At 65.6% G+C, this 13,864-nt stretch carries 11 protein-coding genes; 6 read left to right on the plus strand and 5 right to left on the minus strand.

The window, feature by feature from the left end; all coding sequences use genetic code 11:
- From CLU92_RS15045 to CLU92_RS15070, 6 genes are all read left to right on the plus strand, one after another.
- The gene (locus CLU92_RS15045) at positions 1-348 is read left to right on the plus strand and encodes a DUF3649 domain-containing protein (protein ID WP_101482531.1); all 348 of its coding nucleotides are present in this window, start codon (positions 1-3) and stop codon (positions 346-348) included.
- Positions 345-1,967, plus strand: coding sequence for a PepSY-associated TM helix domain-containing protein (locus CLU92_RS15050; RefSeq protein WP_101482532.1), 1,623 nt, complete (start codon positions 345-347; stop codon positions 1,965-1,967). Before CLU92_RS15045 ends, CLU92_RS15050 begins: the two co-directional genes overlap by 4 nt.
- Positions 1,967-2,320 (plus strand): DUF3325 domain-containing protein, encoded by a 354-nt coding sequence (locus CLU92_RS15055; protein WP_101482533.1) that lies wholly within the window; start codon positions 1,967-1,969, stop codon positions 2,318-2,320. The genes CLU92_RS15050 and CLU92_RS15055 overlap by 1 nt, the downstream gene beginning before the upstream one ends.
- Before the next feature lie 125 nt (positions 2,321-2,445).
- On the plus strand, positions 2,446-2,988 hold the full coding sequence (locus CLU92_RS15060; protein WP_101482534.1) for a sigma-70 family RNA polymerase sigma factor: 543 nt from the start codon (positions 2,446-2,448) through the stop codon (positions 2,986-2,988).
- On the plus strand, positions 2,985-3,938 hold the full coding sequence (locus CLU92_RS15065) for a FecR domain-containing protein (protein ID WP_243857959.1): 954 nt from the start codon (positions 2,985-2,987) through the stop codon (positions 3,936-3,938). Before CLU92_RS15060 ends, CLU92_RS15065 begins: the two co-directional genes overlap by 4 nt.
- A gap of 91 nt (positions 3,939-4,029) precedes the next feature.
- Positions 4,030-6,480 carry a TonB-dependent receptor gene (locus CLU92_RS15070; RefSeq protein ID WP_101482536.1) on the plus strand — a complete coding sequence of 817 codons (2,451 nt, stop codon included), beginning with the start codon at positions 4,030-4,032 and terminating at the stop codon, positions 6,478-6,480.
- Here the strand turns inward: CLU92_RS15070 and CLU92_RS15075 are convergent.
- The 5 genes from CLU92_RS15075 to CLU92_RS15095 form a co-directional block, all read right to left on the minus strand.
- Positions 6,471-8,285, minus strand: coding sequence for a bifunctional diguanylate cyclase/phosphodiesterase (locus tag CLU92_RS15075; protein ID WP_101482537.1), 1,815 nt, complete (start codon positions 8,283-8,285; stop codon positions 6,471-6,473). The genes CLU92_RS15070 and CLU92_RS15075 overlap by 10 nt on opposite strands.
- A 168-nt stretch (positions 8,286-8,453) precedes the next feature.
- Positions 8,454-10,067: a methyl-accepting chemotaxis protein gene (locus CLU92_RS15080; protein WP_101482538.1), complete on the minus strand. Its 1,614-nt coding sequence runs from the start codon at positions 10,065-10,067 to the stop codon at positions 8,454-8,456.
- A 227-nt stretch (positions 10,068-10,294) separates the two neighbouring features.
- Positions 10,295-11,767: a xylulokinase gene (xylB, locus tag CLU92_RS15085; protein ID WP_101482539.1), complete on the minus strand. Its 1,473-nt coding sequence runs from the start codon at positions 11,765-11,767 to the stop codon at positions 10,295-10,297.
- 17 nt (positions 11,768-11,784) lie between these two features.
- A complete protein-coding gene (locus CLU92_RS15090) occupies positions 11,785-12,675 on the minus strand; it encodes an AraC family transcriptional regulator (RefSeq protein ID WP_101482540.1) in 891 nt (296 codons plus the stop codon).
- 35 nt (positions 12,676-12,710) lie between these two features.
- Positions 12,711-13,835 carry an ABC transporter ATP-binding protein gene (locus CLU92_RS15095; RefSeq protein WP_101482541.1) on the minus strand — a complete coding sequence of 375 codons (1,125 nt, stop codon included), beginning with the start codon at positions 13,833-13,835 and terminating at the stop codon, positions 12,711-12,713.
- Positions 13,836-13,864 lie beyond the last annotated feature (29 nt).

The raw sequence follows: 13,864 nt of genomic DNA on the forward strand, positions 1-13,864 counted from the left end.
ATGCAAGCGCCTGCCAATACTGAAATCACTGGAAAAATGCCGCGTCTGCGGCTCTCCGCCGGCGCCGTATACCGCCTCGACGTGGCTACGCGCAGCGTGGCGGCCATCGTTGGCGGCTACGTGCTGGCAGCACTGGTCACCATGCTGCTGTCGGTGAGCCTGCCCATGGCCCGTTCCGAAGCCGTCATGACAGCCACCCTGCTGTCGTTTGCCATCTACACCTGCGCCGTGATGTGGGTCTTCGCCACGCGCAGCGCCCTGCGCGCCTGGCTGGGCCTGGCGATCCCCGCCGCCGTCATCGCCGCCATCCTGCAGTGGATGGATGCACTATCCTGGAGTCTCGCATGAAAGAAGGTTTCCGCCAGTCGATGGCATGGCTGCACACCTGGTCCGGCCTGCTCGTCTGCTGGATCTTGCTGCTGGTGTTTTGCGCCGGCACGGCCAGCTACTACCGCAATGAAATCACACTGTGGATGCAGCCCGAGCTGCATGGCGCCGCCACCAGCCGTGTGAGCACCGAGGAAGCGGCCACTGTCGCGCAAAAAGCCATGCAGGAGCGGGCCACGGGCGCCACGCGCTGGTTCATCAGCCTGCCCGGCGAGCGCAGCCCCGCCACGCAGCTGGGCTGGAGCAAACCGTCGCAACCCGGTGAAAAGAAACGCGGGCGGCGCGGCAATTTTCATAGCGAAAAAGCCGACCCGGCCACGGGCGAGGTGCTGTCGAAGCCACGCGACACGCGGGGCGGCGAATTCCTCTACCGCCTGCATTTCGACCTGCACTACATGTCGGCCATCTGGGGCCGCTGGATCGTGGGTTTCTGCGCCATGTTCATGTTCGTCTCCATCATCAGCGGCATCGTCACGCACAAGCGCATCTTCAAGGACCTGTTTACCTTCCGGCCGAAAAAAGGCCAGCGCTCGTGGCTCGACGCGCACAACGTGACAGCCGTGCTGGCCCTGCCCTACCACATCATGATCACCTACACGGGTCTGGTCACCCTAATGTTCCTGTACATGCCGTCCGGCGCCACGGCCGCCTACAAGGGCGACCAGGACGCCTTCTTTGCCGAAGCGTTTCCCGGCCGCTCGGGCGACAGCAAGCCGGCCGGCGTGGCCGCGCCCCTGACGCCACTGGCACCCCTCGTGCGCCAGGCGGAACAGCAGTGGGGCGGCAAGGTCGAACGCATCTCCGTCAACCACCCGGGCGACGCCAACGCCACCATTTCGCTGACACGCGCCGGCGGACGCGATATGTCGTCGAAGCAGCCGTCGATGGAATTCGATGGCGTTTCCGGCAAGCTGCTGTCCACCGATGGCGCCGCGCAGCCTGGCGCGGCCGCCACGCACGGCGTCATGGTCGGCTTGCACATCGCGCATTTCGGCGGACCGCTGCTGCGCGCCCTGTTCTTCCTGTCCGGCCTGGCCGGCTGCGCCATGGTCGCCACGGGCGCCTTGCTGTGGGCCGTCAAGACGCGCCAGAAGCAAGCCAAGGCGCTGGCCGCCGGCAAGCGCGCCAGCGTCGGCCTGCGCCTGGTCGAAGCGCTCAACATCGGCGCCATCGCCGGCATCCCGATCGCCTTCGGCGCCTACTTCTGGGCCAACCGCCTGCTGCCGGTGACGATGGAAGACCGGCCGAAGGAAGAAATCGCCTGCTTCTTCGGCGCCTGGGCCCTGGCCGCCATCATCGCCCAGCTGCGCCCGTCGCGCGCCATGTGGCGCATGCAGCTGGCCGCTGGCGCCTTCCTGCTGGCGGCCCTGCCCGTGCTGAACGTCTTCACCACCGGGTCGCACCTGGGCGTGACACTGTTCCTGGGCCGCGGCCCGGTAGCGGTGGCCGCCTTCGACCTGGTGGTGCTGGTGCTGGGCCTGGGCCTGGCGTATGCGGCGTTCAAATTGAAACCGCTGCCAGTGAAGGCGCCCAAACCCGCACCCGTCGCCAAGCCGGCGCCAACGATGGAGGCCGCGTGATGGAGCTGTTAGCCAATTTCCTTGTCTTTGCATTGTGCTATGCAGGCCTGTCTTCGCTGTGCCTGGCCATGGACCGCCACTACGCTGACCTGCACGGGCGTGGCGCCGAACCGCCCGCGCCGCTGCGCCGCCGCCTGCAGTGGACGGGCTGGCTGGCGCTGGCGGCCGGACTGGCCTGGGCCATGCATATCGCCGGCGGAGGCTATGGCCTCGTCTACTGGGTCGGCAGCCTGACGGGCTGCGGCTTGCTGCTGATCTGGCTGCTGCCCTACGCGCCTCACCAGGCCATGCGTCTGGCGCGCATGATCGGCGTGGCGGCCATGCTGGCCGCCAGCGCGATGGCCATTCTGTAGAGATAGTCCTGTGCCGCCACGGCGTGGCGGCAAGCGCGTGGCGGCACAGCAACAGCGCATTGCGCCAGCACGCTCACCGCGCTAAAATGAGAATAATTCTTATTTGCATTAAGGCCTTCTCCACCATGCCAGGCAGTCCGTTCGCGCCCTCCCCCATGCTTCCCACGCAACTTGAAAGCCATTACCGAGCACACCACGGCTGGCTGGCGCACTGGCTGCAGCGGCGCCTGGGTAATGCTGCCGAGGCGGCTGACCTGATGCAGGATACCTTTACACGCCTGCTGGCCGGCCCCACGGGGCAGCCGCAAACGCCGGCCCTGCGCACGCCGAAGGCCTATCTGGCGACAGTTGCCAAGCATTTGCTGATCAATCATTTACGGCGCCAGTCGCTGGAACGCGCCTGGGCCGATGCGCTGGCCGCGCAGCCAGAGCAGTACCAGCCCTCCGCCGAGCGGCGCGCGGAAATCCTGCAGGCGCTGCAAGCGGTCGACGCCATGCTCGATGGCTTGAAACCGAAGGTGCGCGCCGTCTTCATCCTGGCGCAGATCGAAGGCCATGCGTATGCGGACATCGCCGCGCAGCTGGGCATCGGCGAACGCTCCGTGAAGCGTTACATGGCCGAGGCGCTGACCGAATGCGTGCTGCTGGTGCCGGACTTGCCGGCATGAGCGCCGCTGCTCCGCTTTATCCTCCTCTGTCGCGCAAGGTGGCGCGCCAGGCCGTCGAATGGTATTTATTGGAGCAATCGGGCCAGGCCACATCGGATGACCTGACGGCGTCGGCGCAATGGCGCGCACTCGACCCGGAACATGCGCGCGCCTGGAGTAAGGTACAGCAAGTGAGCCAGACGGCCGGCCGGCTGCCGCCGGAGTTGGCCGTGCCCGTATTGCGCCGGCCGCAGCGACGCGCGGCCATGCAGATACTGCTGGCGCTGATGGCGGCACCCGCCACCTGGCTGCTGGCGCGCCATGAACTGCTGGCCGACTACCGCAGCAGCGTGGGCGAACGGCGCGAGGTGTCCTTGCCCGATGGCGGCACCCTTGTGCTCAACACGGAAAGCGCCGTCGACCTGGCGTATGGCGCCGACGAACGCCGGCTGACGCTGCGCCACGGCGAAGTACTGATACAGACGCGCCCCGACCACGCGGGCAGCCGCCCCTTCATCGTCGCCACCTGCCATGGCCGCATCCGCGCGCTGGGCACGCGCTTTACCGTGCGCGTCGACGACGACAGCAGCCGCGTGACGGTGCTCGAACACGCGGTGGAAATCACGCCGCGCGCGCCCTCGGCCACCGTGCGCACGCTCATGGCGGGACAGCAAAGCCGCTTCGACGCCAGCCACGCCAGCCTGCCCGCGCCGGCGCCGCCGCAAGCCGATGCATGGGCGCGTGGCATGCTGGCGGCGCAGGACATGCGCCTCGATGCCTTCGCCTTTGAGCTGTCACGCTACCGCCCCGGCCTGCTGCGCGTGGAACCGCAGGTGGCTGGCTTGCGCCTGACGGGCGCCTTCCAGCTCGACGACACGGACGCCGTGCTGGACAGCCTGGCGCGCATGCTGCCCGTCGACGTGCTGTACCGCACCCAATACTGGGTCACTCTCGTGGCCCGCAAAAAATAGTTTATAAAAGATGGCCCTTTTTTTCGGCATGGCCTGTCCTGAGGGTATTGCAACGATATCTTCAACGACACTCCACCGGAAAGGCCAGACCATGCACCCACCCCGTTTGACTCCCCTCGCGCGCACCATCGGCAGCGCCGTGATCTTGCTGTCGCTGGCGCAGGCGCCGGCCCTGGCGGCAGCTTCCGCCACCGCCCCAGCCAGCACGCAAATCAGTTTCAGCGTGCCGCCGGGCGAGCTGTCCGCCGCCATCGCCAGCTTTGCCATCGAAGCAAAAGTGAGCGTGGGCGCGGCGGCCGAACTGCTGCAAGGCATGCGCACGCCAGGCCTGAACGGCAGCTACACGGTGCCGCAGGCACTGGCCCGCCTGCTAACCGGCACAGGACTGGAGGCGCTGCCCAGCGGAGAGCGCAGTTACGTGCTGCGCAAGGCGGGCGCTGCATCGCACGGCGCGCCGATCGCCGCCACGCTGGACGAAGTAGCCGTCAGCTCCAGCGCCCTGCGCGACGGCACCACGGAAGGCAAGCGCGGCTACGCAGGCCTGACCAGCGCCACGCGTTTGAACCTGTCGCTGCGCGAAACGCCGCAGGCGGTCAGCGTCATCACGCGCCAGCAGATCGACGACCAGGGTTTGCGCACGTTGCAGGATGTACTGGTCCAGGCGCCCGGCATCACGGTCGACCATTCGTCGAGCACGCGCGAATACGACCAGGTGTTTTCACGGGGATTTGAAGTGACGTCGTACATGTTCGACGGCATCCCGACCAGCAAGAACCTGGAAGCACGCACCTACGACATGGCCATCTACGACAGGGTCGAAATCATCCGCGGCGCGACGGGCCTGATCAGCGGCACGGGCAGCCCGTCGGCGGCCGTCAACCTGGTGCGCAAGCGCCCGGGCCGCAGCTTTGCCGCCACGGCCGGCGCGCAGCTCGGTTCGTGGGACCGCTACCGCGTCGAAGGCGATGTCTCGACACCATTGACGTCGGACGGCAAGGTGCGCGCGCGCGTCGTCGCCGCGCATGAAGACCAGCGCTCGTTCATCGACCGCTACCAGCAGAAGAAGGACGTGCTGTACGCCATCGTCGAAGCGGACCTGACGCCATCGACAGTGCTCAGCGCCGGCATCAACTATCAACAGGAAAAGCTCAAGGGCGCGGGCCGCGACTTCCCCATGTTCTATGCCGATGGCTCGCAGACGCGCTTCCCCCGCTCGATGAACGGCACGGCCGCGTGGAGCACGTACGAGCGCGAACAGAGCATGCTGTTCGCCACGCTCGACCACTATTTCGACAACGACTGGATCGCCAAGGTCGCAGTCAGCCGCAGCAGCAACCAGTACGATGCCTTGCAGGGCTTTTCCGGCAATGGCTACCCGGACCGCGTGACGGGCGGCGGCATGCGGCTGTGGCTGGCCAACTGGCACAGCAAGCCGCAACAGACCTCGCTCGACGCCTATGTCAGCGGCCCGTTCCAGGCCTTCGGCCGCCAGCATGAACTGGTGCTGGGCGTGAGCGCCTCGGAACTCAAGACGAACAGCCCCATCTATCCGGGCTGGCGCCTCGATGGCTATGACTACACGGTGCCAGATATCCACGCCTGGAATGGCGATATGCCGGTGCCCGACTACAGCGGCACGCGTCTGGGCAGTTCGTACGACAAGGAACGGGAAAGCGGCCTGTATTCGACCCTGCGCCTGCGCCCGACGGATGCGCTGTCGGTGATCCTCGGCGCGCGCCTGTCGTACTGGAAGCGCGACATCCGCAGCGACTATTTCAATGACACGGACCTGTACGATGCGATGCGCGAAAACGGCAAGATCACGCCGTATGCAGGCCTCGTCTACGACCTGGGCCAGCACTGGTCGGCCTACGCCAGCTACACCAGCATCTTCACGCCGCAAAGCCAGCGCGACGTCAACAGCCGCTTCCTGGCGCCGCTCGAAGGCAAGAACTACGAAGTGGGCGCCAAGGGCGAATTCTTCGGCGGCAAGCTCACCACCAGTGCCGCCCTCTTCCAGCTGAAACAGGAAAACCTGGCCGAAGCCGATCCGGGCAATGTCTGGATCATCGGCACGGGCGGCGGTTCCTACGCCTATCACACGGTCAAGGGCGCCACCACGCGCGGCTTCGAAGCGGAAGTCTCGGGCCAGCTGCGCCCCGACTGGCAACTGACGGCCAGCTATGCCTACAGCCGCATCCGCAATGCTGCCGGCGCGCGCATCCAGACCAACCAGCCGCAAGCCATGGCCAAGCTGTGGAGCACCTGGCGCCTGGCGCAAGGCGTGCCGGGCCTGGTGCTGGGCGGCGGCGTGAACTGGCAGAGCAATATCTACATGGATGACCGCGGGCCGAACGGCGAACGCTTCACGCAGAAGGCGTATGCCGTGGCGGGACTGATGGCGCAGTATCAGGTCAGCAAGCAGCTGCTGGCGACCCTGAACGTCAACAACGTCTTCGACAAGAAGTACTACTCGACGGGCATGGGCGGATACTACGGCGATCCGCGCAACGCCGTGCTGTCGCTGCGCTATCAGTTCTGAATGACTTCACTACTTTTGAGCAGCGCCTCGATGCCCTCGGGCGCCATGGCGCGGCCGAGAAAATAGCCAAACGCCTCGTCGCAGCCCATCTCGGCGAGCAGTTCCAGCTGCGCGCCGCTTTCCACGCCGCTGGCGATGGTGCGCAGTCCGAGCGTGCGTGCCATCGCGACGATGGCGCGCACCATGGCACTGTCGTCGCCCGGCTTGCCCAGGTCGTCGACGAAGCACTTTTCGATCTTCACGGCATCCGTGGGAAAGCGTTTCAGGTAGTTGAGCGACGCGTCGCCCGTGCCAAAGTCGCTGATGGAAACCGACATGCCCAGCTGGCGGAACTGGCGCAATATCAGTTCGCAGTTCTGGTTGCGGTCGATCAGGATGCCGGCGGCGATTTCCAGCTCGATGCAGTGTCCCGGCACGCCGGCCGCCGCCAGCGCGGCGGCGAAATTGCGCGCAATATCGCGCTGGTAAAACTGGCGCGCCGACAGGCTGACGGACACCGTTAACACTTGCCCCTGCGCCATCCAGCTGCGTGCCTGTTCCACCGCCGTGGCCATCACCCAGGCCCCCACCGGCAGGATCAAGGCGCTTTCTTCCAGCACCGGCAAAAAATCGAGCGGCATCATCAGTCCAAGTTCCGGGTGCTTCCAGCGCAGCAACGCCTTCACTCCCGTGATCCTGCGCGTCTTCAGGTCCATGCGCGGCTGGTAGAACAGGGCGAATTCCTTGCGTTCGAGCGCATGGCGCAGGGCCGTCTCGAGGATGGTGCGCGAATACGACTGCGTCTGCATGCGCACGGCGTAACGCAAACAAGTACCCGGCGCATGGCGCTTGGCCGCGTACATGGCCAGGTCGGCCTTTTCGATCAGTGCATTGACGTCGTCGTCATCGTCCGGGTAGAGGGCCACGCCCACGCTGGCCGCCACCGACAGACTGTATTCGCTGATGACGAAGGGCGCGGCGATGGCGGCGACGATTTTTTCGGCCACCCGCTCGGCATCGTGCGCCGTGCGCAGTTCCGTCAGCAGGATGATGAATTCATCGCCGCCCTGGCGCGCCACCGTATCGACCTTGCGCACGCACTGCTGCACCCGACGCGCGAACTCCGTCAGCACCTGGTCGCCCACGTCGTGCCCCAGACTATCGTTGATGGATTTGAAGCGGTCGATGTCGATGAACAGCACGGCCAGCAAGCCCTGGTGGCGGCGCGCGTAGGCGATGCCGTGCTCAAAGCGGATCTGGAAATGCAGGCGGTTCGGCAAACCCGTCAGGCCGTCGTGGTGGGCGATGAATTCCAGTTGCTGCTCGGCGCGCCGGCGGGCCGATACATCGTGCAGCAGCAGCACGGCACCCCGCTGCGCCAGCGGCGCGCAACTGTACTGCACGTCAATGCGCTTGCCATCGAGATGGCGCAGCAGCACCGCGCCGCGCGCCACTTCCAGCACTTCCTGCTGCGCCACGCACTCGCGCACCTGGCGCGCCGCATCGATGGGCGTGCCGTCCTGGAACAGCGGCAGCAGCTCCGTCACGGGCTGGCCCAGGCCATCGCCGCCCAGCAGCCCACCGATGGCGCTGGCGCGGGGATTCAGGTACTGCACCACGCCGTCGTGGTCGGTGCCGATGACAGCCGCCGGCAGCGCGTGCAGCAGCGCCAGCGCATCTGCCATGGGCTGCGCCTGCGCCGCCTGCAGCACTACGCCATTCGCCTGGTGCATGCGCCAGGCGCGCGCCGCATGCCACTGGCAGGCCAGCAGCACGCTGAGCACCACGGCAAGGGCCAGGCACAGCGCCAGCAGCAGCGCCGTCATGCGTCACCCGGCAGACGGAAAGTGAGGAACATGGTTTTCCTTTGCAACGCGCGCCATGCGGCCGGGCGCAGATCCATGCGGAAAGGAAATAGTATAAGAATTTCGCCGAATTTTTTGCCTGATCGGGCACCGCTTGACTGGCATCAAGCGCTGCGGGACGGGCCAGCGTCAGCTCAGCGAAAGCCTCCGGGCCGGCGCAGCGACGCCGGGAACAGCATGCAGTTTGAAGATGCTGACAGCGTCAGCCAGGCTGGCTGCCTGCTGCTGCAGCGCGTCCGCAGCGGCGGCAGCCTGCTCCACCAGAGCCGCGTTCTGCTGCGTCACGCCATCCATCTGGCTGATGGCGATGCTGATCTGCTCGATGCCATCGCGCTGCTCCACGCTGGCCACGGCGATCTCGCCGATGATGGCGTTCACGCGCTGCACGCTACTGACCACGTCATCCATCGTGCGCCCCGCCTGGCCGGCAAGCACGCTGCCCTCTTCCACCGTGCGCACGGATTCGCCGATCAGCTGCTTGATTTCCATGGCCGCCGCGGCCGACCTGTGCGCCAGGCTGCGCACTTCGGTGGCAACGACGGCGAAGCCGCGTCCCTGCTCGCCCGCGCGCGCTGCTTCCACTGCCGCATTCAAGGCCAGGATATTCGTCTGGAAAGCGATGCCGTCGATGACGGCGATGATGTCGACGATGCGCTTCGACGAGGCATTGATATGGCTCATGGTCTGCACCACTTGCGCCACGGCCTCGCCACCCCGCTGCGCCACGTCGGACGCGCCGCCGGCAAGCTGGCGCGCCTGGTCCGCGTTGTCGTTATTCTGCCGCACGGTGGAGGTCAGCTCGATCATCGAAGCGGCCGTTTCTTCCAGCGAACTGGCCTGTTCCTCCGTGCGCGAAGACAGGTCCATGTTGCCGCTGGCAATTTCGCTCGACGCCGTGGCGATGGCGTCCGTACCGGCCCGTACCCGTCCCACGATATCGGCCAGGTTGCCGCTCATTGCCTTCAAGGCACGCAGCAGGTCACCGATTTCATCACGGCTGCTGTCGGCCACGACGGCGCGCAAGTCGCCAGCCGCCACTTGCTGGGCGATGCCCACGGCCGCACCCAGCGGCACCGTGATGCTGCGGATCAGCCACCACACGGTGATAGACCCCACGACCAGGGTCACCAGCACGGTTGCCAGCATGGCGATGCTGGCGCTGCGGTGCGCGGCCGTATCCTGCTCCTTCATCTGCGCCATCAGGCTGTGCGACTGCTTGCCGATCGTGGCGACGATGGCGTCGATCTGGCGCGTCGGTTCGCGGTCCATGCCCTTGACCAGCGCATCGACCGTGTGGGCGCTGTCGGCGCGCGCGCCGTCATACTGCTGCAGCGCCGCCAGGTAGCTCACGCCCAGCGCGTCGTGCGCCTGCATGGCTTGCGCCACGGGCGCCGTATCGAGATGCAACGCGGCCATCATCGCCTGCAGGCCGGCCAGTTCCTTGCGCGTCTGCGCGCCGCTGGCCACAAACGCTTCGCGGTAGCGCTGGAAGGCGGCCGCATCGCCGCCGCGCAACAGGATGTTTTTCCATTCCTGCACCTGGATCTTGAATTCCACCTGCGCGCTGCGCGCCGCGTCGACCGCTTCCGTCAGGGCCACGGAGCGCTGCATGGCATCCGCACTGCGCGCGCTGGCCGCGTCGAGCGCGCTCCAGCCGCGCACGCCAACGAACACCAGCGCAAGAAAGAAGAAGGCGCCCAACAGACCCAGGCGGACGGAGATTTTCAAATTCGCAAGTTGCATGTGTTTCTCCAAACGACAAGAACAGGATGGCAACAACGGCGCCGCCAAAAACTATCCAATTCTCACCAAATGGGGAAATCATGCAGCGTGCCCCGTGAAAAACCAAGCGGCGCTTTCGCTAGAGAAACACTTTCAGCATAGAAACAACAAATTACACGAGAAGGTTGACTGTCTGGCCATATTGCAGGACGCGCAGCATGGCCGGGCCGGCAATCTTGCCGATTACGCTAGCGCGCCACGGCCGCTCCCGCGAATTCCTCGCGCAGCAGCGGGTATAACCGCCGGTAGCGCGCCAGCCTATCGTCCAGCAAGGCGGAGGCTTGCGGCGCGATCGTTTCCTGCACGGGCGGACGCGTGCACACCTGCGCAGGCGGCAAGCCCGTCACTGCCATCTGCGCCAGGCGCGCCGCGCCCAGGGTGCCGCCGGCCACGCCATGGTCGTGGCGCAGCACGTTCAAGCCCGAGGCATTCGCGCACAGCTGGGCCCAGAAGCGGCTGCGCGAACCGCCGCCCACGAACGACGCTTCTTCCAGGCGCGTGCCGGCGCTGCGCAGGGCCGCATTGCCGTCAGCCATGGCAAAGGCCACGCCCTCCATCACGCTGTAGGCCAGTTCCGCGCGCCCGTGCTCCGTCGACAAACCGAAGAACACGCCGCGCGCCGTGGCGTCGTTGTGCGGCGTGCGTTCGCCGCTCAAATACGGCAGGAAGATGGGGGCCATGCGCGCCTCGACGCCTTCGGCAAGGGTCGCCAGTTCACCGATGTCGGACGACTGCGTCAGCCGCGCCACCCAGCTCAGGCTGGATGCGGCGCTGAGGATCACGCTCATCTGGTGCCAGCGCTCAGGCAGGCAATGGCAGAACGCGTGCACGCCCTGGCCCGGATTGGGCGCAAAGCCATCGCTGCCGGCGAACAGCACGCCCGAGGTCCCCAGCGACAGCAGTCCGGCGCCCGGCTCCACCACGCCCAGGCCCACGGCGGCCGCCGCGTTATCGCCCGCGCCGCCGGCCAGCACTACCGTGTGCGCGATGCCCCATTCCTGGCACAGGGCCGGGCGCACCTGCGCCGCGGCGGCGCTACCCTCGACCAGGCGCGGCATATGCTCGCGCGTCAGGCCCGTGGCGGCCAGCATGCGTTCGGACCAGTCGCGTTTGGCCACGTCCAGCCACAGTGTGCCGGAAGCGTCGGACATGTCGGACACATACTCGCCCGTCAGGCGCAGCGCCACGTAATCCTTGGGCAGCAAGACCTTGGCCGTGGCACGGAACAGCGACGGCTCGTATTTTTGCAGCCACAGCAGCTTGGGCGCCGTGAAACCCGGCATGGCCTGATTGCCCGTAATGGCGCGCGACTCGGGCACCAGCGCCTCGAGTTCCACGCATTCGGCAAAGGCACGCGTATCGTTCCACAGGATGGCCGCGCGCAGCACGTGCTGCTGCTTGTCGAGCAGGGTGGCGCCATGCATCTGGCCCGACAGGGCAATGCCGCGCAAGCCGGAAAACGCCACCGGCTGCGCGGCGCGGATGGCGGCGATGACGTCCAGGGTGGCGTGCCACCAGTCTTCGGGATTTTGCTCCGACCAGCCGGGATGGGGACTCGACACGCGCAGGGTCACGCCGGCGCTGGCAAGGATGGCTTGGGCGTCATCGGTGAGGATGGCCTTGACTTCGGAAGTGCCGATATCGATACCGAGATAAGTCATTTGATTCCAAGAGAAAGTTAAGAATGGCCGTCGCCGGACGGCTCGGGCATGTTCATCAGCAGGCAGGAGCGGAATTTCGACGGCGACATCTGCTTGTGGGCCAAGAACTGACGGTTGAAATTGGAAAGGTTGTTGAATCCCGTGCGGTAGCAGATATCGGTGACCTTCATGTCCGTGTTCATCAGCAGCTCGCAGGCCAGCGCGATGCGCTCCTGATTCACGTATTGAATGAACGAGGTGCCCGTATGCTTGCGGAAGAAACGCGTGAACTTGAGCGTGTTCATCTCCGCCACGTCGGCCACATCCTGCTCGCAAAAATCGAGCGTGATGTTCTGCTTGATATAGGCCAGCACCAGGTTGATGGTCGATGACATATAGCGGCCCGCCTGCGCCAGGTAAGTGACGCTGGCCAGGGGCCGCCGCTCGCGGCAGTCACACAGCTCGCCGAACAGGCGCGTAAACAGTTCGACCCGGCGCAAGCCCTGCGCCGTCGTCAATTCCTTCATCAGCGGCACCAGGCGCAGGCCAAGCGCATCGGGAAATTGCAAGCCCCTGCCAGCCTCTCCCAGCAGGGTTTTCAGGGGCGCCATTTCCGGGAACAGCAGCGCGCAACGTTCGATGAAGTCGCCGGAAAACTGCAGCACCAGGTCGCGCTCGGGCAAGACCACGCCTTCCGGAAGTTCGCTGACCCAGTTGTGCGGCAGGTTCGGACCTGTCAAGATCAGATTGCCCGCCCCGTAACTGCCGATATGGTCGCCGATAAAAAATTTGCCGTTCGACGTGATGATGAAGTGCAGTTCGTATTCAGGATGAAAATGCCATTTCGCCACGGTATGCGGAAAGCCGTGCGCCCATGCGCGAAACGATTCGTGGATCGGTTTGTGGATCAGTTCCAGGTCAGGCGTCACGGCAGTTCCCTTGCACAGTCTCGGTGCCAGCTATTCTAACCACTTAGTTGAGCACTGAGCGCAACTGCCAGCCCGCTGTCGGCATCGAACAGATGCACGTGCTCTTCATCGAAGGCCAGCGCCAGGGTCTGCCCTACCTGCGCCGCGCTGTTGGCCGCATTCGCCGGCAGCAGCGCCGACAGGCTCAAGGCGCCGCACTGAAAGCTGATCAGCGCTTCGGCGCCCAGCAGCTCGACCAGGTCAATCACGCACGACAGGCCATGCGTGCCTGCCTGCTCTTGCGGCAGCGCCGCACGCAAGTGGTTCGGGCGCAGGCCGAAGACCACGCGCGTGCCTGTCGACAAAGCCGCGAAGCGTGACGAAATCAATGGCCAGCGGTAGCCGGCGCACACCAGCACCGTTTGCCCGCCGTCTTTTTCGACGACGCCATCGATGAAGTTCATGGCTGGCGTGCCGATGAAGCCTGCCGCAAACAGGGTCCGCGGATGGTTGTACAGTTCCGCCGGCGTGCCGATCTGCTCGATATGCCCGCCCTTCATCAGCACCACCCTGTCGGCCAGGGTCATGGCCTCGAGCTGGTCGTGCGTGACGTACAGGGTGGTGGTGCGCAGGCGTCGGTGCAGGCGTTTGATGTCGGCGCGCAGCTGCGCGCGCAGCTTGGCGTCCAGGTTAGACAGCGGTTCATCGAACAGAAAGACCTGCGGCGTTTTGATCATGGCGCGCGCAATCGCCGTGCGTTGCTGCTGGCCACCCGACATGGCGCGCGGCTTGCGCTCGAGCAGGCTGTCCAGGCTGAGAATGGCCGCCACCTCGCGCACGCGGCGCTCGATCTCGTCGTTCGGCACCTTCAGGCGGCGCAGGCCGAAGGCGATGTTCTCGTACACCGTCATGTGCGGATACAAGGCGTAGTTCTGGAATACCATCGCCACGTTGCGCGCACGAGGCGGCAAATCGTTGACGATGGTGCCGCCGATGTGCAGCTCGCCGCCGCTGATGTCTTCCAGTCCGGCGATCATGCGCAGCAGGGTCGACTTGCCGCAGCCAGATGGCCCCAGCAGGACGATGAATTCGCCGTCGGCTATCTCCAGGTCGAACGGCTGCAGCACGGCCGTTTTCTCATCATAAGTCTTGTGCAGCTGCCTGCAAGCGATGTTTGCCATGGTGTTGTCTCCAGTGTACTGAGTGACTG

This window comes from Janthinobacterium sp. 61 (genome assembly GCF_002846335.1).
GTDB lineage: Bacteria > Pseudomonadota > Gammaproteobacteria > Burkholderiales > Burkholderiaceae_D > Janthinobacterium.